The sequence below is a fragment of the Fodinicola feengrottensis genome (genome assembly GCF_039530045.1).
GTDB lineage: Bacteria > Actinomycetota > Actinomycetes > Mycobacteriales > HKI-0501 > Fodinicola > Fodinicola feengrottensis.
In genome coordinates this window covers 158,690-181,794 of record NZ_BAAANY010000014.1, presented here as the reverse complement: position 1 = coordinate 181,794, position 23,105 = coordinate 158,690, and the positions used below count along the sequence as shown (strand labels likewise).

Sequence of the window (23,105 nt, the reverse complement as noted above, 5' to 3'; positions counted from 1 at the left end):
CTGCCCGGACACGCAAGAGGGAACTTTACATGGTGCCCTGCGCTGCTTCGACGGGAGGGGCGGCAGGATGGCTGGCAGGGAATCAGGGCGGCGAGAGGACATGTGGTGACTGGTACGACTTCGGCGGATCTGACGGGGAAGGTGGCGCTGGTGACTGGCGCCTCGTCTGGGATCGGGGCGGCCACCGCGCAGGCGCTGGCCGCGGCCGGGGCGACGGTGGCGATCGCGGCGCGGCGGGCGGACCGGTTGGCCGTGCTGGCGGACAAGCTGCGCGCGGGCGGTACGACGGTGTTGGCAGTGGAGTTGGACGTGACCGACGAGGAAGCCGACCGAGCGGCCGTACGACGTGTGGTGCAGGAGCTGGGCGGGCTGGACATCCTGGTCAACAACGCCGGGCTGATGTTGCTCGGCAAGATCGTCGGCGCGGACACCACCGACTGGACCCGGATGATCAACACGAACGTGCTCGGCCTGATGTTCCTCACGCACGCCGCGCTGCCGCATCTGCTGGAGCGAAAAGGGCACCTCATCCAGATGTCGTCGGTCGCCGGCCGGACGGCGCGCATGGGGAGCGGGGCGTACAACGCCAGCAAATGGGCCGTGAACGCCTTCTCCGAGTCGCTCCGCCAGGAAGTCACCGAGCGGGGCGTACGAGTCACCCTGATCGAGCCGGGCGCGGTCGACACCGAGCTGCGGGACCACATCACGGACCCGGCCGCCAAGAAGGTGGCCGTCGAGCGCGCCGCGAACATGCGGACGCTGACCTCCGAGGACATCGCGAACGCGGTCGTCTACGCGGTCAGCCAGCCGGATCACGTGGCGATCAACGAGATCCTGGTACGGCCGACGGATCAGCAGCTGTAGAGACCGCCGGCGTTATAGTTCGTACGAGGGGGCCAAATGTCGACCTGGGATTGGGTGGGGCTGTCGGTTCTCGCTGTCGCCGTGCTGGCGACCTGCGCGATCGTGATCTGGCTCGTCTTCAAGATGATCAGGAAATACCGGACGATCACCCAGCCCGGCATGCCGATCTCGGCGAAAATCACGTTCTTCGCGTCCATCGCGTACGCGATTTTCCCGCTCGACCTGCTCCCCGACCCGATCTACCTGGACGACATCGCGGTGATGGTCGGCGCCCTCGCGTATATCGGGCATTGCGCGAAGAAACTCGCCGACCGGCCCGCCGAGCTGCCGGTGGCGCTGCCCACCCGACGCTCTTAGTCGAACACGACCGTGCGGTTGCCGTTGCGCAGGACGCGATCCTCCAGGTGCAGGCGTACGCCCCGGGCCAGCACCGTGCGCTCCACGTCCTTGCCGTAGCGGACATAGTCCTCCGGCGAGTCGGAATGGTCGATGCGTACGACGTCCTGCTCGATGATCGGGCCGGCGTCCAGGTCGGCGGTCACGTAGTGGCAGGTCGCGCCGATCAGCTTCACCCCGCGCTCGTACGCCTGGTGATAGGGCCGGGCGCCGGCGAACGATGGCAGGAAACTGTGGTGGATGTTGATGATCCGACCCGCGTACTCGCGGCAGAGCCACTCCGGGAGCACCTGCATGTAGCGGGCCAGCACAACACAGTCTGGTTGGATTTTCCCCAGCAGCGCCCCGATTTCGTCGAAATGCTGGGCCTTGTTGTCGGGGTCGACTGGCAGCTGATGGTACGGCGCGCCGTGCCACTCGACGACGCCACGCAGCACGTCGTGGTTGCTGATCACCGCTGCCAGGTCGACCTCCAATTCGGCGGAGTGCCACCGCGCCAGCAGATCGTAGAGGCAGTGCTCCTGCTTGCTGACCAGCACGACCATCTTCTTCGGCACACCGGTGTCGGTGACCTGCCAGTCCATCTCAAACCTGGCGGCCACCGGCTCGAAAGCCTGGCGAAGCCCGTCCGCGTCGAACGGCAGCGAATCCGCCTTTACCTCCTGGCGCATGAAGAACCGGCCCGACTCGGCGTCCGAGTGGTGGCTCGCCTCCAGGATCCAACCGCCGTGACCGGCCAGCAGGCCAGCCACCTCGGCGATCACGCCGACACGGTCGGGACAGGACAGGGTCAGCACGTACCTTCGTCCGCGATGCACGGACCTACCGTACGACGGGCCTCAGTTCAGGGTGGGATCCGACGGGTAGACGGAGACCGCGGCCATGATGCCGCCCTGCCGGCGCAGGACCATCGACCAAAGGTCGTCAGGGGCATCGACGAAAGCGTCGCCGGGGAGGGTGTCCAGGACGAACCAGGAGCCCTCCCCGATCTCCCGTTCCAACTGGCCGGGCTCCCAGCCGGCATAACCGGAGAAAACCCGCAGCTGCCGGACGCCCCGCGCCAGCTCCTCCGGATCGCACGACAGGTCGACGGTGCCGACCGGACCGTCGATCCGGGTCCAGCCGTCGGACGGGGACCCGCCGGGATTCGCCAACGCCAGGCAGATCGCCGCGTCGGGTTGGACCGGGCCGCCCTCGAAAAGCACCGCCGGGTCGCCGACCAGTGGCGCCCATTTGTCGAGCACGTCTGCGACCGGAACCTCGGTCGCGCGGTTCAGCACGACCCCCAAGGTGCCGCCCGGTTCGTGGGCGACCAGCAGCACGACCGTACGCTCGAAATGGGGATCTTTCAGGTCCGGCGTAGCGACCAGCAGCCGTCCTGTCAGCTGTCTGTCCGCCATGGTCCAGATCATGCCCTGCGACAGCGCTCCCTGTCCTGCGGGCCGACGAATGAACCCGCCCCAGCCTTACAAATCGGCGCCAGAAGGCGAGGATGGGAACCATGACTATTGATCTGTCCCCGGACGAACTTCTCAGCACGACCCGCAGTGTGCGCAAGCGCTTGGACCTGACCCGGCCGGTGCCGGCGGAGCTGATCACCGAGTGCGTCGAGGTCGCGCTGCAGGCGCCGACCGGCTCGAACAGCCAGGGCTGGCATTGGCTGGTGGTGACCGACGCTGAGCAGCGTGCCGCGATTGGCGGCTACTACAAGAAGGCGTGGTACGCGTACGCCGAAGCCGGCAAGCCGGCCGAGGAGCTCTACGCTGGCGACGACGCCCGCATCGAGCAGCAGAAGCGAGTCGGCGACAGCGCGCGGTTCCTCGCCGACTACATGCACGAGGTGCCGGTGCTGGTGCTGCCGGCGATCCACGTGCCGGGCGGGGAGCTGCCGGCCGGCAACCAGGCACCGCTGTGGGGCTCGCTGCTGCCGGCCGCCTGGTCGTACGCGCTGGCGGCCCGGGCCCGCGGGCTGGGGACGGCGTGGACGACCCTGCACCTCTCGTACGAGAAAGAGGTGAACGAACTGCTCGGGCTGCCGTCCCACGTCTTCACCGGCGTTCTGCTGCCCACCGCGTACTTCACGGGCGACACGTTCAAGCCGGCCAAGCGCGAGCCCGCCGAGACCTTCATCCACCGCGACCGCTGGTAGATCCCTTTTTTGAGTGCGCCAGCTCTGCACAATCGGAATCCGATTGTGCAGATCTGGCGGGGTTGAGCGCGCGCTTATCTCGCGCGCGCGTCAACTTACGTAATAAAAACCCGCCACCCACCCCCCACCCTTCTGAAAGGGCGGGGGCTCAAAATTTCACGACGGTACGACAGTTTCGCGCCGCACCCTAGGTAGACCTGCACAATCGGAATCCGATTGTGCAGCTCTGTTCAGGCTGGCTCGCGGGGGTCGGTGAGGATGGTGGCGGTGCCGGCCAGTTCCAGCGCACGGTCGGTGTCCAGGACCCGGCCGGCGACGGCGCCGCGGGCGGCTCGGCGGACGATCGCCTGTTCCGGCAGCGGCGCGTTCGAGGCGACCAGGACGAGGTTGCCATAGCGGCGGCCGCGCAGCACCGACGGTTCGGTGATGACCAGGACGTGCCGGAACACGGCGTGCAGGGTGGCCACCTCGCGGCGCAGTTGCGGCAGCGGCGGCCGGTCGGCGGTATTGCAGACGTAGGTGCCGTCCGCGCGCAGCACCCGGCGGACCTCGGCGGCGAACTCGACGGTGGTCAGGTGCGCCGGCACCTGCTCGCCGACGAAAGCGTCCCGGATGACCACGTCATACCGGGCGTCACCGAGCCGGGACAGGCCGTGCCGGGCGTCGGTGACCCGGACCCGCAACCGCGGGGTGGTGCGCAGGCCGAGCACCTTGCGGGCCAGCTCGACCAGCCGCTCGTCGTACTCGAACACCACCTGCATCGACGCCCGCCGCGTCGCGGCCACATAGCGCGGCAGCGTGAAGCCGCCGCCGCCCAGATGCACAGTGTCCAGCGGCTCGCCCTCGCCGGCGAGGCTGTCCAGCACGTCGCCGATCCACTGCACGTACTCGAACTCCAGCCGGGTCGGATCATCCAGGTCGACGTACGAGTTCGGGACGCCGTCCAGCCGCAGCAACCAGCCGTCCGGCACGTCGAGGTCCTTGGACAGTTCGGCGGTGCCGTTGTCGGTCGGGTACGTGCCAGGTTGGCGGGCCGAATCGGCGGCGCCGCGGCCACGGGTGGCGGTCACGATCAGCACACTCCCAGGTCGGTACGAACGGCCGAACGGCGGCATCGGTTGCCCGCAGGCAACACCGTCGTGAACGGCGAGCATTACGCGTCCGCAACCAGCGCCTACGCGAACCAGGTCCGCGGAATCCAGGCGCGGACCAAGGCCTACGTACTACCTGCTGTAGCCGCTGCCCTCGATGAACCGTCGGCCGAGTCGGCGGTTCATCGAGGGACGGCTCAGGAAGCCTGCCCGTAGAGGTGGCTGACCGGGATCCGGATGACGAGCCGCTTGTCGGCGACCATGGCAGCCCGGTATTCGTCCCAGTCCGAGTGCTCGCCAGCGATGGCCTTATAGACCTCGACCAGCTCGTCGACCGCGGCGTCGTGCGGGTCGGCGGCCACTGCGGACAGCTCGGCGTCGCCGTCGGCCACCGCGAAGGACCAGAAGTCCGCGCTGGTGACGTGGAAACTCGCCCGCGGGTCGCGGCGCAGGTTCGCGGTCTTGGCCCGCCCGTCGGTCACCGAGATCCGGATCAGGTTGGTCTCCGGGTCGTACGCGTACGAGACGTTGGACAGCTGAGGCCGCCCGTCCCGCTTCAACGTCACCAACACTCCGCGGTGCAGCTCGCCCAACAGCCGTTTCAACGCGTCATCGCTCATGACTTCCTCCAACTCACGAGCCCTCGAGAAAATGCCCGTTCGGGTGCAGTTTTCGTCCTCGTTTTACCGGTAATCAGCGGATCCAAGGCCGAAACCGAGCGAAAGCGGCGCGGGAAATGGCGGCACACGTTAAGGCCACCGACAGAGGACCCAGTAACTTTCGGCCCATGCAGACGTTCGTCGTACGACTGTGGAGGCCGCCGGAAGGGCCGAATACTGACCCGGCCGGCGGCCTGCGCGGGGTGGTGGAGCACGTCCCGTCCGGAGCCGAGTCCTCGTTCACCTCCGAGGCCGCGCTGCTGGACTTCGTTCGCGGCTGCCTCAACCCCAACGAGTCAGCTCGAAGGTAACTCAGTTTTGCGAACCTGTTCGTTACCTTCGATGGCGGAGGGCATCGATGATCCACTGGGTGGCCGGCGTGGTCGCCGGCCACGGCATCTGGCCGCGAATGATGGCGAGCAGCTGCCAGTAACGCTCAGCGCGCGCGTCGGTGCCGGACGCGAGCTGGTCGACCAGGCCGGCCCGGAACTCGGTCGTGTCGCGCTTGTTGGCCGCCTCGGCAAGGCTCGCCACGATCGCCGACAACCGCGGCTGGGCTTCGGGTGACTCCGGTACGACGACGTCCACTATCGCCTGCTGGGCGAGAGTGATCGCCGGCATGAATGTTTCCCGCCATTCAGTAACCGCCCACGCCTGCGGTGGCTCGCTGGCGCTGCGTTCGAACATTCCCTTGATGCGACTGCGAAAGTCCGAGTCCGACACCAGGTCGACAAATTCGATCCAAGCGTCCACCTGCTCGGAGGTCGGGTCGTCGGGAAGATCCGGCGTGACCGTACGCAGCATCGTCTCGAAATCCGAACCGGGCGCCACCCCGGAAACCTCGTCGATGAAGTCGGTCAGGATCCGGTTGCGCTCGGCTTCGGACAGCCGGGCCAGCTTGTGCATGAGTTTGAGCTCCTCGGGTGCTGACCCCCGGGCGGCCACCGAACGCAGCACAGCACGGCGCAAACGCAGCGTACGGATCTGTACGTCCAGCGCCTCGGCGTGCGCCGCGGCCACCTCGCCCACGGTCCGCTCGCCGGCGAGCAGCCCCCGGATGGTGTCCAGGTCGATGCCGAGTTCGCGCAGCGTACGCACCAGATCCAGCTGCGCCATCGCGGTGACGTCATAGCGGCGGTAACCAGCGGAAGTCCGGTCGGTCGGCGCCACCAAGCCCTCATCGGAATAGAACCGGATCGCCCGCACCGAAAGTCCAGTCCGCCGAGCCAGCTCCCCGATCGTGTAGAGAACGTGAGGCTCTGCGGTCACTTCCAGAAGGCGGCGAGGGAGAGTTTGGCGGCGCGTTCGATGCGGGCTTCGACGGTCTTCTTGGCGGTCTCCCGCGCCACGCTCTTCGCACGGCGGAAATACTCCGTAGCTGGCAACTCACCCCGGATCCAGCGTCTGCCGGACTCCTGGGAAACTTTCTCGCGGACCATCGCCTCTGCCCCCTCGCACCCGATCCACGAGTCTAACGCGTACGAGCGGTCCACGCGAGGGTCTGTCTCACACCTGGGCGATGCCGCCGGCCAGCAGGTTTCCCAGTACGCGGACCAGCTCCTTGTCGATCTCGGTCAGATCGCCGGGCACCGGCGAGTCGACCGTCAGCAGCCCGAGCCGCTGGGAACCGGCGGTCACGGTGACCGCGATCAGGGTGCGGTAGCCGTCCGTACGCGGCAGCACGCTGGTCTCGGCCTCGATGTCCCTGATGAAGACCATCTCGCCGCTGCGGACCAGCCCGATGACCAGGTCGCCGTCCGCGGTGCCGGTGACGAACTGGGCTCGCGGCATGCTGGACCGGCCGCCCCAGACCACCCGGTTCAGCACGTTGTGCGCCGGGTCGTACTCGTAATAAGTACTGCGCGCGTTCGGCGTGGTCAGCCGTACGGCCGCGTCCACGGCGGCCTGCAGGACCTGTCCGACCAGCAGCCGGCGAGTGGACTTGTCCCTGGTCACGGCCAGTTCGCCGAGGTAGCTCGTGATCGGCGCCATGGCGCCGTTCAGCGTCAGCATGAGGCTCTCTTCGGCCGCTTGGGCGACCTGCTCGGCGCTGCGCTTGGCCCGTTCTCGACGGAAGCTCTCCACGGCCGCGAGCACGATGCCGAGGCCGGTCAGCGCGCTGCCAGCGGCGATCAGCAGGAGTTGCCGGATGCCTTGCGCGGCGCCGGCCTGGATGCCGATGACGAAGGCGCCAGCAGCCGCCCCGACGCCCACAATGGTGAGCAGCAGGGTGAGCCAGTTCCTTCGCAACCAGCCAGTCACTCTACGTCGCCTCGCATGTACAGAGAGTACACCACTTTGGCCAGTCTAGTCACATCACGTCACAGTTTTCACTACCGAGAGTGACGCTCGATCGCGAGCGTGACTCCGTCGAGGACGAGATCGACACCGGCCTGGAAGGCCTTGTCGAGATCCGGGTGGTCATCGGAGTCCCGCACCACCCTGGCCAGCGCTGGATAACGGCCGGACTCGAGCACCTGCTGCATGTACGGCCCCATCGCCGCGTGCCATTCTTCCTCCGTCAGCCCGGTCCGCCGCACCGCCTCGGTCTCCGCCAGCTCGGCCTGGACAAACCCGCGGACGAAGGCGTTCACCGTGCCGACCAAACCCATCACGGTGTCGATATCGAGCCCAAGGCTATCCATAGCGGACAAGCCGAAATTCATCAGCCATAAGGACTTCGGGCCAACGGACGGTCGAGCTACGAACAAATCGGGCAGCCACCGGTGCCGCAGCGCCACCATCCTGCCCTGCAGGGCAAGCGCCTTCAGGTCGGCGCGCCAGTCTCCGGTCGGCTCAGCTGGCAGCTGCTGCTCGCCCTGGACCTCGTCGAACATCAGCTCAACCAGCTCGTCCCGGCTCTGCACGTACCGATAGAGCGACATCGTGCCGGAGCCCAGCTCGCCGGCCACCCTGCGCATCGAGACCGCGTCCAAGCCCTCGGTGTCCGCGATCCGGATCGCCACCACGACGATCTCCGCTCGGCTCAGCCCGGGCCGCGGTCCGCGGCCGGCCCGCTCCGGTCGGGCCCACACGGAGACGACTGGCTTGCCCGGCATCGCATCCTCCTCGACGTACGCGCGTACAGCGTACCCAGAGCGAGCAGGACCACCAGTTATCGCAGCAAGTCAGCGCCCCAGGGCTTGGAGGTCGACGCTCCGGGAGGGCAGGCGAACAACGCGCTTGACGTATGCGTGATGTACTCATTCAACGCATCGCTGGAACCCAGCCGCGTTTGAATGGGTACGAACTGCTTGTGCGGATCTTTCTGGTACGCGATAAAGAAAAGCCCCGCATCCAGCTCGCCCGTACGCGGATCGATTCCGTCGGTGTAGGAATACCCGCGCCGCAGGATCTTCAGCCCACCATTGGATGCCGGCCCGGCCAGCCGGATGTGCGCGTCAGCGGGAATAACCGTCTGTCCGTCCGAACCCTTGGCGGTCAGATTGACCGTGTCGAATTCGGATTTCCCGGTCAACGGCGCCCCGGATGTCTTCGTACGACCGAAAACCGCTTCCTGATCACCCAGCCGGTCGCGATCCCAGGACTCGATGTGCATCCGGATCCGGCGGGTGACCAGATAGCTGCCGCCACGCATCCATGCCTGGTCACCTTCGTTGCCCACAAACACAAAGTCGGCGAGCGCGCTGGTGTCCTCCAGCTTGATGTTGTTGGTGCCGTCCTTGAAACCCATCAGGTTTCGGGGCGTGGCCTGGCTGTTGCTGGTGGTGGACGTACGACCGAAGCCGAGCTGCGACCAGCGCAGCACGGCCACCCCGCGCGCCAGCCGGGCGAAGTTGCGGATCGCGTGGAAGGCGACCTGCGGATCGTCCGCGCAGGCCTGCACGCCGATGTCACCGTTGCTGATTTCCGGCTGCAGCTCGTCGCCGGGCAGCGCCGGCAACGGCGTGAGAATGGCCGGCTTCTTGCTCGCCAAGCCAAAACGCTGGTCGAACAGCGAAGGCCCGAAGCCGATGGTGATGGTCAGCCCACCGGCCGCGAGGCCGAGCGCCTCGCCGGTATCCACCGGAGGCACCTCGGGCTGCGTCTCGGTCGGGCCGACCGGCTGACCGGCGGTCATTTTCGCGGCCGCCTGTGTCCAGGTCAGCAGCAGGTCGCGCAGATCGTCACGGCTCGTACTGGTCATGTCGAAAGCGGCGAAAGCCAGCCGGTCCTGCGCCGGGGTAGCGATGCCGCCCTGATGCTGCGCATAGAACGGAATATCCGGTGAACCGCTGTTGGCGGCCTCCGCTGCCGACGAGCTCAGGGAGTGGCCGAGGGCGAAACCGCCGCCGCCGACCACTACCCCGCCGCCGACCACCGCACCGAGCAACCCGCGCCTGCTGAGCCGCGGTTTTGCTGAGCTTTCCGCTGGGTTTTCCTTACTTTCCGACAACTTTGCCCGCCACCTTCGATTCGGCCTCAGCCAGCGAGTCGACCGCCTGCGCGAGTGCCCGGGTGTCCGCCTGGGTCAGCTGGGTGTAGAGCTTGTAACCGCCCGGCGCGGCCGGATCGGTGTACTTCGCAAGCAACGCGTCCACCGCGGCGAAACGAGAAGTCACAGTCGCGGCCAGGGTCGGGTCGGTGCGCTTCAAAGCCGGCACCAGCGGCGCGTACGCCTGCTCCGCACCATCCACATTGGCCCGGAAGTCGACCAGGTCGATATGCGAATAACGCTCTTCCTCACCCGTGATCTTGCTCTTGGAAACCTCGCCGAGCAGATCCGCCGCACCATTGGCCAACTGCGCCGGCTGATAGGTCTCGGTTTGCACCAGGGTGTTGAGTTTCTGTACGTCGGCGAGCAGTTTCGCCGCTACCGGCGCCATTCCGGCGGTGGTGTTCTTCGCGTACAGCGCCTGCTCGATCTTGTGGAAACCGCTCCACTTAGCCGGTGGCACGTCATTTTCGCGGGCGTCGATGTCCGGGTCCAGGTCCGCGAAGCTCTCCGCGACCGGCTCGACCCGCTCGTAATGCACCCGGGCCGGCGCGTACAACTGCTTCGCCTGGGCCACGTTTCCGGCCTGCACGGCGGCGACAAACGGTTTGGTCGAGGTCACCAGCGCGCCAACCTCGGTCTTGATATAGCTCGCATACTGCGTGGTGGCCGTCTTCAACAGCTGGGCCGTGGTCGCGTCGCCAGCCGCGGCGGACTTGCCGGTCCCCGTCACGGAGAATTTTGTCGTGTCAGTTTTGGCTCCTGGGCAGTAAAGATTGTATTCGCCAGCCGCCAACTCCAAGGTGAATTGACCAGCCAGGCCCGGAGTCAGATTCTCTTTCTCTCCCAGGATCCGCTCACCGTCACGCAATTCCACCTCGCTCGCCTTGGCCGAGTTCTGGTTGGTGATCGAGAAAACGTACGAACCGGCCGCCACGCTGGCCTTGTCGGGCTTGCACGCGTCATCGGTCAGGGTGACCTTGACGGTGTTCGTCGACCCGCCGCTGCCAGCTGGGGTCGCTCCCTGCCCGCAGCCTGCCGCGCCAAGGACGCTGGCGACGGCGACAGCCAATGCGGCCGTACGCACGAACGGGGTACCGGCGGCGGATGTGTGCATCTGGTTTTCTCCTGGATTGAACAAAATCGGGACAGTTATGCGTTGGTGGCGGACGGATTCGCCGCGGTGACCGGATTTCCGGCCGGTTTGAGGGGCTTCTTGGCTGGCCATGCGACATAAAGGCCGACCGGGATGAAGTAGACCAGCCAGCCGATCACTTCGATCACGACCGGCCGCGGCTGCACGCCGAGCATGCCGGTGAGCAATGAGGCCTGGATGGTGCCCGGCCCGACCAACCAGCTCAGGTCAACGACTTGTAGCTGGCCGAAGTTGAGCCAACCGGCTTCGTGCGCGGTGTGCAGCGCGCTGACCACGAGGCCGGCCGCGACCAACACCAGCACCAGGCCGGTGACGCGGAAGAACTTGCTGAGATTCAGCCTCACGCCACCGCGATAGATGAAGTAGCCGAGCACCACGGCGACCGCGATCCCCAGCACCGCGCCAATACTGCCGGCGACGGCCGTACCGCTGGCCTGAAACGCGGCCAACAAGAACACCGCGGTCTCGAACCCTTCCCTGAGCACCGCGAGGAATGCCATCCCGACCAGCGCCCAGGCAGACCCGGCCGCGAGTGCGGCGCCGGCAGAGCCTTCCAGTTGCCCCTTGAGGTCGCGGGAATGTCTGCGCATCCAGACGACCATGTAGGTGACCATCACCACAGCGGCTACGCCGATGATGGTTTCCAGGCCTTCCTGCTGTTGTTGCGGCAGCTCGGCGGTCAGCACCTGCAGGCCCACGCCGATCCCGATGCAGATCACCACCGCGGTCCCGACCCCGAGCCAGACCATCCGCAAGGCGTCGCGTCGGCCCCGTTGCGCGAGGAACGCGGCGATGATGCCGACGATCAGGGACGCTTCGAGGCCTTCCCGCAGGCCAATCACAAACGTAGGCAGCATTGGCACCTCCTAAGGCAAGGCAAGCCTGCCTTAGGATAGGACTCCCTTAGCGGATTCCCAACTCGCCCCTCGGACGGTATTGGCGCTTTCAGCGCTGGTGTGAACGGCCTGGCCAGCATAATCTGCACAGATGCCCCAACTGACGAGTAACAAACGTCACCACTTCGATGTTTTCGTGGTCGGATCGGGCTTCGGCGGCAGCGTCGCGGCCCTACGGCTGACCGAGAAGGGCTACCGGGTCGCGGTCGCCGAGGCCGGCCGCCGGTTCGCCGACGATGATTTCGTACGTACGTCATGGAATCTCCGCAGTTATGTATTTGCGCCACATTTGGGGCTTTACGGCATCCAGCGCATCCACTTGCTCAACAACGTCATGGTGCTCGCCGGCGCTGGCGTGGGCGGCGGCTCGCTGGTCTACGCCAACACGCTCTACCGCCCACTTAAGCCCTTCTATAAGGACCCGCAGTGGGCGCACATCACCGACTGGGAGACCGAGCTCGCGCCGCACTACGGGCAGGCCAGCCGGATGCTGGGCGTGGTCACCAACCCGACCGTGACGCCGTCCGACAAGGTCCTGCGCAAGGTCGCCGCCGACCTCGGCGTCGCCGAGTCGTATCACCCGACCCCGGTCGGCGTCTTCTTCGGCAAACCCGGCGAGCCGGCCGCCGATCCGTACTTCGGCGGCGTCGGCCCGGCCCGTACCGGCTGCACCGAGTGCGGTTCCTGCATGACCGGCTGCCGGGTGGGCGCGAAGAACACGCTGGTCAAGAACTACCTCTACCTGGCCGAGCAGGCCGGCGCGCAGGTCATGCCGCTCACCACGGTGACCTCGCTGCAGCCGCAGCCGGACGGTTCCTGGGTGATCGAGGTGAAGCGTACGGGCTCCAAGCTGCGCGTCGACCGCCGTACTTTCACCGCCGGCCAGGTCGTGCTCGCCGCCGGCACCTGGGGCACGCAGCAACTGCTGCACAAGATGCGCGACTCGGGCACCCTCGGCAAGCTGTCACCTCGACTCGGCGAGTTGACGCGTACCAACTCCGAATCCATCACCGGCGCCAACAGGTCCACTGTGGACCCCGGCGAGAACTTCTCCACTGGAGTGGCGATCACCTCGTCCATCCATCCTGACGACCACACGCACATCGAACCGGTCCGCTACGGCCCTGGCAGCAACGCGATGGGCCTGCTGCAAACTCTCGCCACCGACGGCGACTCCGCAGTGCCGCGGTGGAGACAATTCCTCAGTTTCCTCGGCAAGCAACCAATAAAATCACTCCGGTCATTTTCGGTACGACGGTGGAGCGAACGCACGGTCATCCTGCTGGTGATGCAAAGCGTCGACAATTCGTTGACAACGTTCACCAAACGCGGCCTACTCGGCCGTCGGATGACCTCCCGGCAAGGCCACGGCAAACCCAACCCAGCCTTCATCCCAGCCGCGTACAAAGCCACCGAACTAGCCGCCGAACACATGGACGGCCAAGCCGGCGGCACCTGGGGCGAGCTTTTCAACATCCCGCTGACCGCCCACTTCATCGGCGGCTGCCCCATCGGCCAAACCGCCGAAGAAGGCGTCATCGACCCGTACCAACGTGCTTTCGGCTACCCCACACTGTCTATTGTGGACGGTTCAGCGATCACCGCAAACCTCGGCGTCAACCCCTCGCTGACCATCACCGCCCAAGCCGAACGCGCTTTCTCCATGTGGCCCAACCTCGGCGACCCCGACCCACGCCCCGCCCAGGGCACTTCTTACACCCGAATTCCCGCGATATCCCCAAAATCCCCGGCCGTACCAGCCGGCGCCCCGGCCGCCCTGCTCCCTCACTGACCCTCACCCCTCCCCCCACTGCTCGCCGAATGTAACGGTACGGCTCGCTTTTGTCCCATTTTCGTTGCATTCGCGCCATGGTGACCCATGGGACGCCTGAGGTCAACTTTCACCGCCAGTAACCGGATTCCGCAAATAACGCCGCCAGGGCACCCCACCCACCCGCTGCACAATCGGAGTCCGATTGTGCAGCTCTACACAGGGTGCGGCGCGAAACTGTCGTACCCCTCCGGCAGATTTGCCCCCACCCAGTGACGGGTGGGGGGCGGGTTTGAGGACCAATGTTCAACTAAAAATTAAGGACTACCTCTCAACCCACCCCCGCCCGTTCAAAGGGAGGGGGAAATAAAAACAGACACCTACGACAATTTCGCGCCGCACCCTACGTAGAGATCTGCACAATCGGAATCCGATGCGCAGCTCGTACGCTTGGAGTAGCAGTCAGGCCGGGAGACACGGGCGACAATATCGGGCGCCCGCCGGGGAAATGGCGGGCGCCCGAGGTCTTAAAGGCCTGCGGTCTGCAGCAGATCCTTCGTCGTGCCGGCTGGTGCGTTCGAGATGACGCCCTTGGAGGCGTGGCTCTGCAGCCAGGAAATCACCGCGTCCGAGGAAGCGTCACCGTTGGCTGACTTGTAAAGTGCCGCGACCCCGGCCACATGCGGGGTGGCCATCGAGGTGCCGGAGATCGTGTTTGTGCCGCCGTTGAGCCAGAGCGACGTGATGTTCACGCCCGGGGCATAGCCCTCGACCAGGGAGCCATAGTTGGACCAGCTGGCGTTGTGGTCGGCGTTGTCGCTGGCGGCGGTGGTGAAGACGCCGGGGGCTTCGGCCGGGGAGTGGCCGGAGGCGTCGGCGCCGTCGTTTCCGGCCGCTACGGCCAGAAAGACGCCGGAGGCGGCGAGGTTGGTGGCGGCGGTGTCGACGCCAGAGTCGCTCGGGCCGCCGAGTGACATGTTGGCGACGGCCGGCTTGTGGGCGTTGTTGGCCACCCAGTCCATGCCGGCGATCACATCCTGGTACGAGCCCTGGCCAGCGCAGTTGAGCACCCGTACGGCATAGAGACTGACCTGATGCGCGATCCCGTACGTGGTGCTGCCGATCGTGCCGGCGACGTGGGTGCCGTGACCGTTGCAGTCCTTGCCGTCACCGCCGGTCGCGTCGTACGCGATCTGAGCCCTGCCACCAAAATCCGCGTTGGTGGTGTCGATGCCAGTGTCTATGACGTACGCGCTGACACCGGCGCCGGTGGCCGTCACGGTGAACTGGTTGTCCAGCGGCAGGTTCGGCTGGTCGATCCGGTCCAGACCCCACGACGGGACCGAATCGACCTGGATGCGAGCGTCCTGATTGACCGACCGTACGGTCGCCTGCATCCGGGCGGTGCTGAGCTGCTGACTGGACATCTTCGCGGCGAATCCGTGCAGCACCTTGGTGTAGACGTGCTCGGGGCGTACGCCCATCGACTGGGCCACCGCGGCCGGGTTCGCGCCGGGCGCCACCTGGACGATGTATTCACCGGTGACAGCGCTGGCGCCGTGCGTGACATAGGGCGCTGGCGTCGTACGGGCACCGGCGGCCTGCGCAGGCATCCCGGCAAGCGCGCTGCCAGCCACGGTCAGCGCGACAACCGCGCTGGCGAGCAAGGTACGCACGGCTCTGGTGGCGATCGGATTCACGGCTTCCTCCTTGAAGATCCCAGTTGTTCCGGGCGAGCAGCCGTACCGGGCGATCACTCTCCGTCATGGATAACCACCTGTCCTGCTATGACGCGAGGTCCTGAGGCGTACGAGAGCAGGAAGCGGGGTGACACGGCCGCATTGGACCAACTTTCGGTCCATAACGATTCCTAAACAATGCGTAGGCAGCACCCATCTAATGCTGGCTTTTGCTGCGTATTGCCTGTTGCATGCCAGCAAGGCACAAACGTGGGAGTTGACACGGTCCGGCACTATTAAGGACCAGACCGGGCCACTCCAGGGACCATCGTCCGAATTGGGATGAATTGATGCGATACCCGAGGCAATCGCTCCACTCGATCCGGCAACCGTCACCCTGCGTTATGTAAATCGGGCTACACTACGTCGTAATTCGGGAGAATCTGCCACGCGTACGAGGGTTCATCTCACCCAGTGCGAACCACTCGTCTCCGGGAGCGAGGGTGCTCATGCGAGGGGAACAGGCGAGCCAGCCCGCCGGTTCGGCCATTTTGGTACGGGCCAGCTCGCCCGTCCTGGTGGGCCGGACCGCTGAGCTGCGGGCCCTGATCGACGTCACCAGCCAGCCACCCGCGGTGGTGCTGCTGGAAGGTGAGGCCGGAATCGGCAAGAGCCGCCTGCTGCAGGAGCTGCTGGCCCAGCCGGAGCTGCGCCGGCACTGGACGGCGATGGGCTGGTGTCAGCCGCTGCGCGAACCGTTCCCGTACGGGCCGATCGTGGACGCCCTCGGCGGCGCCGGCGAGCACCTGGAGCGGCTACGCCGGACCGGCCGGCCGCTCAATCCGCTGCTCGGCGCGCTGCGACCGATGCTGGCCGAGATCGCCGATCATCTGCCCGCGCAGCCCGCCCCGCTCGGGGACGCGAGGGCCGAACGACACCGGATGTTCCGGGCCGTACGCGAGCTGTTGGCCACTTGCGGCCCGACCCTGCTGGTGGTGGAGGACCTGCACTGGGCGGACGAGGGCACCACCGACCTGCTGCATTTCCTGGTGTCGCAGCCGGCCGACAACATGTGTGTGGTCGCCACCTACCGCCCCGAGGAGTCCGCGTCGCTGCCGCTGACCGGCGCGCATCGGCAGGGCCCGGGCACCACGTCCGCGGTGATCCGGCTGGCGCCACTGGACGAGGGCCACGTCGGCCGGCTGACCGCGGCGCTGGTGGGCGAGCAGGACGTGTCCGCCGACTTCGCCGGCCGACTGTTCCGTCGTACCGCCGGGATCCCTTTCGCCATCGAGGAAACTCTGCACGCGCTGCGTGACCCGGCGGGTGCGGTACGAGCCACCGGTAGCGCCGCCGAGCGGCTGCTGGACAACCTGGAGGTGCCGACCCTGCTCCGGCAGGCGATGGCCGACCGGCTGGACCGGCTGTCGCCCGCGGCCGTACGAGTGGCCCAGGCGACCGCGGTGCTCGCGGTGCCGGCGTCGGCCGCGCTGATCATGGCGGTCGCCGACCTGCCGGCCGCCGAGACCGACGACGGGATCGTGCAGGCGCTGCGGGCCGGCGTGCTGGTGGAGGCGTCCACGAACCGGTACGGCTTCCGGCACGCGTTGGCCAGGCAGGCCGTCTACGACGCACTCGACGGCCCTTATAGACGCGGTCTGCACGCCCGGGCGGCCGCGGTGCTGCGGGCCGGGCCGTCGCTACCGTACGTCCAGATCGCCAACCACCTGCGGGCCGCCGAGCAGATTGGCGAGTGGCTCAGCACCGCCGAGAGCGCGGCGCTGGTCGCGCACGACAGTGGCGACTCGGCGTTGGCCAGCGAGCTGCTGCTGGAGCTGATCGACGAGCCGACGATCTCCACCGAGCAGGTCAACCGGGTCGCGCTGGCCCTGGGCAAGTCCGCGCTCGGGATGGTGGGCGAGCGCGGCATGATCACCGTTTTGGGGCAGCTGCTGGAAGATCCGCGGCTGACCTCGGCCACTCGGGCGGAGCTGAGGTTCCAGCGCGGGCTGCTGTCCTTACGCAGGTCCGGCAGTCTCGACGCCGGCCGTGAGGACCTGGAGGAGGCGGTCGCCCAACTGGCCGACTCGAACCCGGCCTCCGCGCTGATGGGCATGTCGGTGCTCGCGGTGGCCCAGTTCGGCGAGACGCCGGCGAGCGAGGCTCAGCGGTGGCTGCCGCTGGTGGAGAAGGGCATCCAGCGGTCCGCGGACCCGGCGGTACGGGCCAGCGCGGCCGCTAACCAGCTGCATACGCTCATCCAGCTCGGCGACCCGGCCGGCCTCCCGCAGGCGCTGGAGCTGCCCGATCGCAGCGACGACTCGGAAGAGCGCCGCGCGCTGACCAGGGCGCACGCCAACGTGGCCGACGCGTGCGGCTGGGTCGGACACTTCTCGTCTGCCCGTCGCTTCCTGCGGACCAGCCAGGAGCTGGCCGGCGCCGGCGGCGCAGTCCCGTACGTCTGCAGCGTCACCGACGCCACCGAGGCGCATCTGGACTGGTGGACGGGTCGGTGGGAGGGCCTCGCCGAGCGCTGCGAGCAGCTCCTGGACCGCTACCTGGACGTGCAGATCGTCGCCGACGAGCTGTCCCTGGTGCTCGCGTCGCTGGCCATCGCGGCCGGCGAGTGGGACGCGGCACTGGACCGGCTCGACCGGCCCGGCCTCCTCAGCGCCACCGAGTCCTGCGCCCCGATGGTCATTTCCGCGGCCGCTGCCCGCACGCGCCTCTACCTGTCCCGTGACGACGTCGTCTCAGCGGCCCACGCGGCCAGCCGCAGCCTCGCGCTGGCCAGCGCGAAGGGCGTCTGGGCGTGGGCCGCCGAGCTGCTGCCGGCCGCCACTGAGGCGTACGCGCGCAACGGCGAAATCGCCACCGCGCAGGCCCTCCTGGACGCGTACGACCTGGGCATCGCCGGCAGCGACACTCCCCTCGCCCAGGCCGCTTCGCTGCATGGCCGCGGCATCCTGCGCCTTTTCACCGGCGACGTACGCGGCGCCACCGGCCGCCTCCGCGACGCCGCCGAGGCGTACGAGGCGCTGCCCGCTCCGTACGACGCGGCGCTGGCCACCGAGCGGGCCGCGCTGGCCGCCGTCGCCCGCGGCGCCGACCCGACCGAACAGCTCGGCCCGCTCGCCGACACCTTCGCCGCCCTCGGCGCTACCCGCGACGCTGCCCGCTGCCAGCACGCCCTGCGCGGTCACGGCACCGTCGTACGATCCCGCCGCGGCCGCCGCGGTTACGGTGACGAACTGTCGCCACGGGAGAAGGACGTGGCCCGACTGCTCGCCCGCGGCCACTCCAACCGGGAAATCGCCGAGGTCCTTTTCCTGTCCCCGCGAACCGTCGAACACCACGTCGCCCGCGTCCTGCACAAATCCGGCGCCCGCACCCGCGCCGACCTCCGCGAGTCCTGACGGGTCAGGAAGGACAGAGCCGGTCGACGAGGGCCACGACTCGGTTGGGGGCGACGTCGTCCCAGTTGAACAGCGCGTACGCGTAGATCGGCGCGATCAGGATCTCGAATACCTCCTGCAGGCTCGGTGAGTGCTCGCCGCGGGCGGTTGCGCGGTCGAGCATCGTCTGGATGTCATTCGTACGCCCAGTCATGTATCCGCCATTGCTGCCGGGTTCCTGAGCGAGCAGCGCGGCACGCAGGAACACCCGGCCCGGAACGCCGGCCAGATCGGCGGCGAGTCCAGCTCCCCAGGCGGCCAGATCGGTCCGCAGCGAGCCGGTGTCCGGCAACGCGGAAAGGCGCTCCAGACGCGCCGAGATGACATCCTCGAGCAGCCCGGAAACGCTGCCCCAGCGCCGGTAGAGCGTTGCCGGATGTACGCCGGACTTCTCCGCGACCAGCGGAAACGTCATTTCTGCCCAGGACTGGCCGGCCAGCAGCTCCAGCACCGCCGCATGCACTGACTCGCGTACCGCGGCCGTCCGCCCACCTGGCCTGCTCCGCGCTCGATCTGTCGTCACCACCACAACCTAACACGAAGATAGTTGCGTTTAGCCGCTGTTCTTGCTAGCTTGACGTTAACGCAATCGCCTTCGCTTTAAGGAGTGGGACATGTCGTACGTTATCGAGGCCAACGTGATGCCGATGGTTTTCCCGACAGTCGCGGTGATCGGCGCACTGGTGAGCACGACCGTTCGCCGGCCGGCGAACGCGGCGGAGCGGCTGGAGACCTGGCTGCGCTGGTGGTTCGGGGCAGCGGTCGGTTTCGGCGCGCTCTGGATCGCCGTCGCGTTCTTCTTCGCGACGGACACTTTCGCGGCGGTCATCGGCTATCAGACGAGCGGGTTCCAATGGGAGGTGGCGACCGCCAACCTCGGCTTCGCGGTCGTCGGTTTTTGGTGCGTACGAGTGAAAGACCACGCTCGCGAGGTCAGCATGGTCGCCTATTTGATCTTCCTGGTCGGCGCCGCCATCGAGCACGTCTACAACTTCGTGGTGAACAATGACATCCAGCCCGGGAACGTCGGCACGATCCTGCTGGCCGACGTGGGAGTTCCAGTGGTCGCCCTGATCCTGATCTTGGCGTCCCGCCGGCTCGACAAAAAAGCTAGTGCCCTGCGTTAGCCACGGACCGGCGGCGATCAGCTGACTTTCCACCAGAACTAAGGAAATCAGTCAGGATGCCCGGTGCCGCCTCTTCGGCGAAGGCGAGCCCGTCGGTCAGCCGGACATCCCGGATCCGATAGGCGCATTTGCCCGCGGCGGTGGTCGCGATGACCGTGCACAATCCGGCTCTGCGCTGGAAAGGCGATCGCCGGACCCGCCACCCGATGACCCCGCTCCGGCGCAACGCGACGGTACGACGGACCGCTGTTCCGGAGCGAGTGACCAGATATTTCCCGGAAAGTCCGTGCCCGAGATTCCGGTAGGCGTCGATGCCGAACAGGACAGCCACCGGAGTCCCCAGCACCGCGACAATCCACGGCAACCAAGACGGCAACGTCGTCGAAAATACTGGTAGGACAAGGGAAATGAGCACAGCTACCAGCCAGCCGGCGGCGGCTCGTACCAACCGGCGGCGCAGCGCCACCCGCGGATGGGTGATCAGCGGCGTACGGGTCGGGTCCGCGGGCTCCCGCAGCACGGCGGCCGCGACCTGGTGCGCGGCGGCCCGAGTGGCCGGCGGCAGCAAGGCATCCTGGTTGCGCGATTCGCGAGTCGATTTCACTCCGGTCGCGACAACTTTCGTACGAGCACCGCGGGCCCAGCGGACCAGCAGCGGCTCGGCGATCTCCACCCCGCGGATCCGCCGTTCCTCCAGCGTGACCGAGCGAGTGGTGATCAGCCCGCGGGTGACCAGCAGCGTGTCGCCGTGCTCACGCTCCAGCCGAAAACCCCACCATCCCTCGACATACTGCACGGCCGACACGACCAGCCCGATCAGGAAAGCGCCGGCCAGCACGATCAGCACCGCGAGCACGATCGAGACGGACAGGAATCCGGCCACCCACTGGATAAAGAGCCAAGGCAGCGATGGCGCCGCCTCGACTACCCGCTCGGTGACACCGCCCACCACCCCGTAAACGACCGCGACCGTCGACAGCGTGAGCGGCGCGTACCGGAGCCACCGCCGGTCAAGGGTGGCGATGACCCGTACGTCGCCAGCATTTTCGGTCCGGTGCAGCAATTCCTGCCGCAGAGCCACCGCCTGCCGCTGCGAGACCGCATGGAATTCCAGCTCGTCCTTGTCCGCGTCCTTGATCTGCCGGCCGGTGCCGACTTTCACCACCGACAGACCCAAAAGTCGGTGCAGCGGCCCGGAGGTCAGGTCGACGCTGCGGACGCGGGCGCGTGGAATCGACCGGTGCGTACGGGAAACCAGCCCGGAGCGCAGCTCGACCCGCTCGTCGCTGATCTGGTAGCGGGTAGTGAAATAGCGCACCGAGTGGGCCACTGCCACCATCAGGAACGCCACCAGAACGGATGCCATCACGATGGCCGTGACGCCGACCCCAGTGGTGACCTGCCACCCGGCGAGAGTCAGCGCGAACAGCATTCCCAGCACGGGCAGCGAAAGCGCGGTCAGCGATGGCACCAACATCCGCCGGTCCAGCCGCTGCCAACCGCCGCTCATGTCGCGTCCCCGGGCGTGGCCTGGGTGATTTCGGTCAGTTGCAAGGCAAGATCGGCCGCGACCTGGCGGTCCAGGCCCTGGATGGTGATCGCGCCAGCCGCCGAGGCGGTGGTCACCGTGACGCCGGCCAGCCGGAAAAGTTGTTGCAGGGGGCCGCGTACGGTGTCGACGGTCTGGATCCGGGTCATCGGCGCGGCATGCCACTCCTGCCAGATCCAGCCGGACGCGATGTAGACGGCGTCCGCGGTGGTTTCCCAGCGATGGACCCGATAACGCCACTGCGGCATCACGATCAAATAGCCGGCTCCGACAATGACCACCGCCGCCAACGCGACGAGCAGGCCCGTACGCGCCGGCTCGATCAACGCCGCCAACGCGGCCAACACCACCGCCGGCGGAAGCACGACCACCAGCGCTCTTACGCTCCACCAGGCGATCGCCCGGCGCTGCACCCGATGCCGCGGCGGCCGCAACTGCACCTCGACCATCACCGTCTCCCTCCGAGAATACGGGTGATCCTGGCGGTTCGGGGACGGGCCGGCCAGCTGGAAAGGAATCGGGCGGCGCCGACGAAAGTTGCGTTCACCCAGCTGGCGTGCGACTTTCGTAGGGTGTCCGCGCCGATCCCTGCCGCCACGCGCACAGCGGCCACTACCTTGGCGTACGTGTTTCGGCGACCATTCTGGGAATCCCGGCGCGATGCCCTCATCGACATCGCGCTGGCCGCCGGCGTGGCCGTGGGCGGCATCCCGATCCTGATCACGATCGTCTCGTGGCATCCAGCGCAGGACCGCTTCGTGCTCGACGTTCCGTGGCTGTTGCTGATCAGCCACGTGGTCTCCTCTGCCACTTTGCTGCTCCGGCGGCGTGTCCCGGTGGCGCTTTGCCTGCTGGAACTGATCGCCATTGCCGCCACCCCGATCGGCCTGCTCGCGACCACTGGCACGATCCTGGTGCCGGCGGACGATCCGAGCGGTGCGTGGGCGACGCTGGAAATGCCTTTCGTGCTCTATTCGGCGATCGTCTACACCCCCACCGGCCGGCGGCGGATTTACGCGTGGATGCTGATCGTCGCGCTCGCCGCGATTGCTGTCCGGCCGTGGCAGGCGGATTTCGGTACGGTCAGCGGCGGACTGCTTTTCACTGCCGTACCAGCATTACTCGGCCTCTACATCGGCGCCCGGCGGCGGCTCATCCGGGCCCTGACCGAGCGCGCCGAGCGGGCCGAGCGCGAGCAACAGTTGCTCGCCGAGCAGGCCCGCGCGGAGGAAAGGACCCGGCTCGCGGCCGAAATGCATGACGTAGTCAGCCATCGGATCAGCCTGATGGTGCTGCAGGCCGGGGCGCTGCGGGTCGCGGCCAGCGACGACAGCACCCGCTCGGCCGCCGAGGATCTGCGCAGCTCCGGCGTCCAGGCCCTCGATGAGCTCCGCGAGTTGGTCGCCGTACTGCGGGAAAATCCGCCCGCTGACAACGAGAACTCGGAGCGCAAAGACCTGCCCGCGTCGCTGCCCGACCTGTCCGCGCTGGTCGCCGACTCCGCTACCGCCGGGATCCGGGTGTCGCTGGACGAGTCCGGCAACCCACTGATGATCTCGCCGGCGGTCGGCCGGACCGCGTACCGAGTCGTCCAGGAAGCCCTGACGAACGTGCATAAACACGCACCGGGGACGGACGTACGCGTGCAGGTCCGCTACGGCGCCGACCAAGTGCGACTGACCGTACGCAACAATGCGCCGGTACGCCCCGCTGACCAGGCACTTTCCAGCACCGGCTCAGGAAGCGGGCTGACTGGGCTCCGGCACCGAGTGGAGCTGGTGCACGGCTCGTTTCACGCTGGCCCGAACGAGGAGGGCGGCTTCGCGGTCGAGGTCACCCTGCCGGCGTACGTGCCGACGGCGGTCGGATGACCGCGCC

23 protein-coding genes are annotated in these 23,105 nt (G+C 67.3%); 8 read left to right on the top strand and 15 right to left on the bottom strand.

All coding sequences use genetic code 11. The features are described 5' to 3' along the window. Positions 1 to 105 precede the first annotated feature (105 nt). Positions 106 to 864 carry an SDR family NAD(P)-dependent oxidoreductase gene (locus ABD301_RS20305; protein WP_344311819.1) on the top strand — a complete coding sequence of 253 codons (759 nt, stop codon included), beginning with the start codon at positions 106 to 108 and terminating at the stop codon, positions 862 to 864. Between the two features lie 36 nt (positions 865 to 900). Next, on the top strand, positions 901 to 1,221 hold the full coding sequence (locus tag ABD301_RS20300) for a YkvA family protein (protein WP_344311818.1): 321 nt from the start codon (positions 901 to 903) through the stop codon (positions 1,219 to 1,221). Here ABD301_RS20300 and purU read toward each other — a convergent pair. Continuing rightward, positions 1,218 to 2,078, bottom strand: a complete 861-nt coding sequence (gene purU, locus ABD301_RS20295) for a formyltetrahydrofolate deformylase (protein WP_344311817.1) — start codon at positions 2,076 to 2,078, stop codon at positions 1,218 to 1,220. The genes ABD301_RS20300 and purU overlap by 4 nt on opposite strands. A gap of 21 nt (positions 2,079 to 2,099) precedes the next feature. Beyond that, positions 2,100 to 2,660, bottom strand: a complete 561-nt coding sequence (locus tag ABD301_RS20290; protein WP_344311816.1) for a YqgE/AlgH family protein — start codon at positions 2,658 to 2,660, stop codon at positions 2,100 to 2,102. Positions 2,661 to 2,752: 92 nt separating this feature from the next. Between ABD301_RS20290 and ABD301_RS20285 the strand changes: the two genes are divergently transcribed. After that, positions 2,753 to 3,409: a nitroreductase family protein gene (locus ABD301_RS20285; RefSeq protein ID WP_425551965.1), complete on the top strand. Its 657-nt coding sequence runs from the start codon at positions 2,753 to 2,755 to the stop codon at positions 3,407 to 3,409. 230 nt (positions 3,410 to 3,639) lie between these two features. Here ABD301_RS20285 and ABD301_RS20280 read toward each other — a convergent pair whose 3' ends face one another. Together ABD301_RS20280 and ABD301_RS20275 are read right to left on the bottom strand one after the other, a co-directional pair. Further along, positions 3,640 to 4,479, bottom strand: coding sequence for a spermidine synthase (locus ABD301_RS20280; protein ID WP_344311814.1), 840 nt, complete (start codon positions 4,477 to 4,479; stop codon positions 3,640 to 3,642). Between the two features lie 218 nt (positions 4,480 to 4,697). Beyond that, complete coding sequence (locus tag ABD301_RS20275; RefSeq protein ID WP_344311813.1) at positions 4,698 to 5,120, bottom strand: PPOX class F420-dependent oxidoreductase; 423 nt, start codon at positions 5,118 to 5,120, stop codon at positions 4,698 to 4,700. 167 nt (positions 5,121 to 5,287) lie between these two features. Between ABD301_RS20275 and ABD301_RS20270 the strand changes: the two genes are divergently transcribed. Then, positions 5,288 to 5,470, top strand: coding sequence for a hypothetical protein (locus ABD301_RS20270; protein WP_344311812.1), 183 nt, complete (start codon positions 5,288 to 5,290; stop codon positions 5,468 to 5,470). A 22-nt stretch (positions 5,471 to 5,492) separates the two neighbouring features. On the opposite strand, the gene ABD301_RS20265 is transcribed toward ABD301_RS20270, so the two are convergent. The 7 genes from ABD301_RS20265 to efeU form a co-directional block, all read right to left on the bottom strand. Then, positions 5,493 to 6,428, bottom strand: a complete 936-nt coding sequence (locus tag ABD301_RS20265) for a MerR family transcriptional regulator (RefSeq protein WP_344311811.1) — start codon at positions 6,426 to 6,428, stop codon at positions 5,493 to 5,495. Further along, positions 6,425 to 6,598: a hypothetical protein gene (locus ABD301_RS20260; protein WP_344311810.1), complete on the bottom strand. Its 174-nt coding sequence runs from the start codon at positions 6,596 to 6,598 to the stop codon at positions 6,425 to 6,427. The genes ABD301_RS20265 and ABD301_RS20260 overlap by 4 nt, the downstream gene beginning before the upstream one ends. A gap of 67 nt (positions 6,599 to 6,665) precedes the next feature. After that, positions 6,666 to 7,421: a GAF domain-containing protein gene (locus tag ABD301_RS20255; protein WP_344311809.1), complete on the bottom strand. Its 756-nt coding sequence runs from the start codon at positions 7,419 to 7,421 to the stop codon at positions 6,666 to 6,668. Between the two features lie 71 nt (positions 7,422 to 7,492). Beyond that, positions 7,493 to 8,218: a TetR/AcrR family transcriptional regulator gene (locus ABD301_RS20250; RefSeq protein WP_344311808.1), complete on the bottom strand. Its 726-nt coding sequence runs from the start codon at positions 8,216 to 8,218 to the stop codon at positions 7,493 to 7,495. Between the two features lie 56 nt (positions 8,219 to 8,274). Further along, entirely contained in the window at positions 8,275 to 9,555 is a 1,281-nt protein-coding gene (gene efeB / locus ABD301_RS20245) for an iron uptake transporter deferrochelatase/peroxidase subunit (RefSeq protein WP_344311807.1), read from the bottom strand. Then, positions 9,542 to 10,711 carry an iron uptake system protein EfeO gene (efeO, locus tag ABD301_RS20240; RefSeq protein WP_344311806.1) on the bottom strand — a complete coding sequence of 390 codons (1,170 nt, stop codon included), beginning with the start codon at positions 10,709 to 10,711 and terminating at the stop codon, positions 9,542 to 9,544. The genes efeB and efeO overlap by 14 nt, the downstream gene beginning before the upstream one ends. Positions 10,712 to 10,746: 35 nt before the next feature. After that, entirely contained in the window at positions 10,747 to 11,607 is an 861-nt protein-coding gene (gene efeU, locus ABD301_RS20235) for an iron uptake transporter permease EfeU (RefSeq protein WP_344311804.1), read from the bottom strand. A 130-nt stretch (positions 11,608 to 11,737) separates the two neighbouring features. Here efeU and ABD301_RS20230 point away from each other — a divergent pair, with 130 nt between their 5' ends. Then, a complete protein-coding gene (locus ABD301_RS20230) occupies positions 11,738 to 13,438 on the top strand; it encodes an FAD-dependent oxidoreductase (protein ID WP_344311802.1) in 1,701 nt (566 codons plus the stop codon). A 506-nt stretch (positions 13,439 to 13,944) separates the two neighbouring features. Here the strand turns inward: ABD301_RS20230 and ABD301_RS20225 are convergent. Continuing rightward, complete coding sequence (locus ABD301_RS20225) at positions 13,945 to 15,117, bottom strand: S8 family peptidase (protein WP_344311800.1); 1,173 nt, start codon at positions 15,115 to 15,117, stop codon at positions 13,945 to 13,947. A gap of 488 nt (positions 15,118 to 15,605) precedes the next feature. Between ABD301_RS20225 and ABD301_RS20220 the strand changes: the two genes are divergently transcribed. After that, positions 15,606 to 18,512 carry an ATP-binding protein gene (locus tag ABD301_RS20220; protein ID WP_344311799.1) on the top strand — a complete coding sequence of 969 codons (2,907 nt, stop codon included), beginning with the start codon at positions 15,606 to 15,608 and terminating at the stop codon, positions 18,510 to 18,512. Positions 18,513 to 18,516: 4 nt separating this feature from the next. On the opposite strand, the gene ABD301_RS20215 is transcribed toward ABD301_RS20220, so the two are convergent. After that, positions 18,517 to 19,074, bottom strand: a complete 558-nt coding sequence (locus ABD301_RS20215) for a TetR/AcrR family transcriptional regulator (RefSeq protein ID WP_163573835.1) — start codon at positions 19,072 to 19,074, stop codon at positions 18,517 to 18,519. A gap of 91 nt (positions 19,075 to 19,165) precedes the next feature. Here ABD301_RS20215 and ABD301_RS20210 point away from each other — a divergent pair, with 91 nt between their 5' ends. Next, positions 19,166 to 19,678, top strand: coding sequence for a DUF6790 family protein (locus ABD301_RS20210; RefSeq protein ID WP_344311798.1), 513 nt, complete (start codon positions 19,166 to 19,168; stop codon positions 19,676 to 19,678). Here ABD301_RS20210 and ABD301_RS20205 read toward each other — a convergent pair. Together ABD301_RS20205 and ABD301_RS20200 are read right to left on the bottom strand one after the other, a co-directional pair. Beyond that, positions 19,662 to 21,188, bottom strand: coding sequence for a PH domain-containing protein (locus ABD301_RS20205; RefSeq protein WP_344311796.1), 1,527 nt, complete (start codon positions 21,186 to 21,188; stop codon positions 19,662 to 19,664). The two genes, ABD301_RS20210 and ABD301_RS20205, sit on opposite strands and share 17 nt — an antisense overlap. Then, complete coding sequence (locus ABD301_RS20200; RefSeq protein ID WP_344311794.1) at positions 21,185 to 21,676, bottom strand: PH domain-containing protein; 492 nt, start codon at positions 21,674 to 21,676, stop codon at positions 21,185 to 21,187. The genes ABD301_RS20205 and ABD301_RS20200 overlap by 4 nt, the downstream gene beginning before the upstream one ends. Before the next feature lie 177 nt (positions 21,677 to 21,853). On the opposite strand from ABD301_RS20200, the gene ABD301_RS20195 reads away from it, so the two are divergent. After that, a complete protein-coding gene (locus tag ABD301_RS20195; protein WP_344311792.1) occupies positions 21,854 to 23,098 on the top strand; it encodes a sensor histidine kinase in 1,245 nt (414 codons plus the stop codon). The last annotated feature ends 7 nt before the right edge of the window (positions 23,099 to 23,105 follow it).

What these genes read in the sequence shown, in the direction of transcription:
- ABD301_RS20250 (WP_344311808.1), bottom strand. Translation starts at nt 8,218, where the DNA reads ATGCCGGGCAAGCCAGTCGTCTCCGTGTGGGCCCGACCGGAGCGGGCC.
- ABD301_RS20270 (WP_344311812.1), top strand. Translation starts at nt 5,288, where the DNA reads ATGCAGACGTTCGTCGTACGACTGTGGAGGCCGCCGGAAGGGCCGAAT.
- ABD301_RS20200 (WP_344311794.1), bottom strand. Translation starts at nt 21,676, where the DNA reads ATGGTCGAGGTGCAGTTGCGGCCGCCGCGGCATCGGGTGCAGCGCCGG.
- ABD301_RS20230 (WP_344311802.1), top strand. Translation starts at nt 11,738, where the DNA reads ATGCCCCAACTGACGAGTAACAAACGTCACCACTTCGATGTTTTCGTG.
- ABD301_RS20290 (WP_344311816.1), bottom strand. Translation starts at nt 2,660, where the DNA reads ATGGCGGACAGACAGCTGACAGGACGGCTGCTGGTCGCTACGCCGGAC.
- efeO (WP_344311806.1), bottom strand. Translation starts at nt 10,711, where the DNA reads ATGCACACATCCGCCGCCGGTACCCCGTTCGTGCGTACGGCCGCATTG.
- ABD301_RS20285 (WP_425551965.1), top strand. Translation starts at nt 2,753, where the DNA reads ATGGGAACCATGACTATTGATCTGTCCCCGGACGAACTTCTCAGCACG.
- ABD301_RS20300 (WP_344311818.1), top strand. Translation starts at nt 901, where the DNA reads ATGTCGACCTGGGATTGGGTGGGGCTGTCGGTTCTCGCTGTCGCCGTG.
- ABD301_RS20275 (WP_344311813.1), bottom strand. Translation starts at nt 5,120, where the DNA reads ATGAGCGATGACGCGTTGAAACGGCTGTTGGGCGAGCTGCACCGCGGA.
- ABD301_RS20260 (WP_344311810.1), bottom strand. Translation starts at nt 6,598, where the DNA reads ATGGTCCGCGAGAAAGTTTCCCAGGAGTCCGGCAGACGCTGGATCCGG.
- ABD301_RS20220 (WP_344311799.1), top strand. Translation starts at nt 15,606, where the DNA reads ATGCGAGGGGAACAGGCGAGCCAGCCCGCCGGTTCGGCCATTTTGGTA.
- ABD301_RS20205 (WP_344311796.1), bottom strand. Translation starts at nt 21,188, where the DNA reads ATGAGCGGCGGTTGGCAGCGGCTGGACCGGCGGATGTTGGTGCCATCG.
- ABD301_RS20210 (WP_344311798.1), top strand. Translation starts at nt 19,166, where the DNA reads ATGTCGTACGTTATCGAGGCCAACGTGATGCCGATGGTTTTCCCGACA.
- efeU (WP_344311804.1), bottom strand. Translation starts at nt 11,607, where the DNA reads ATGCTGCCTACGTTTGTGATTGGCCTGCGGGAAGGCCTCGAAGCGTCC.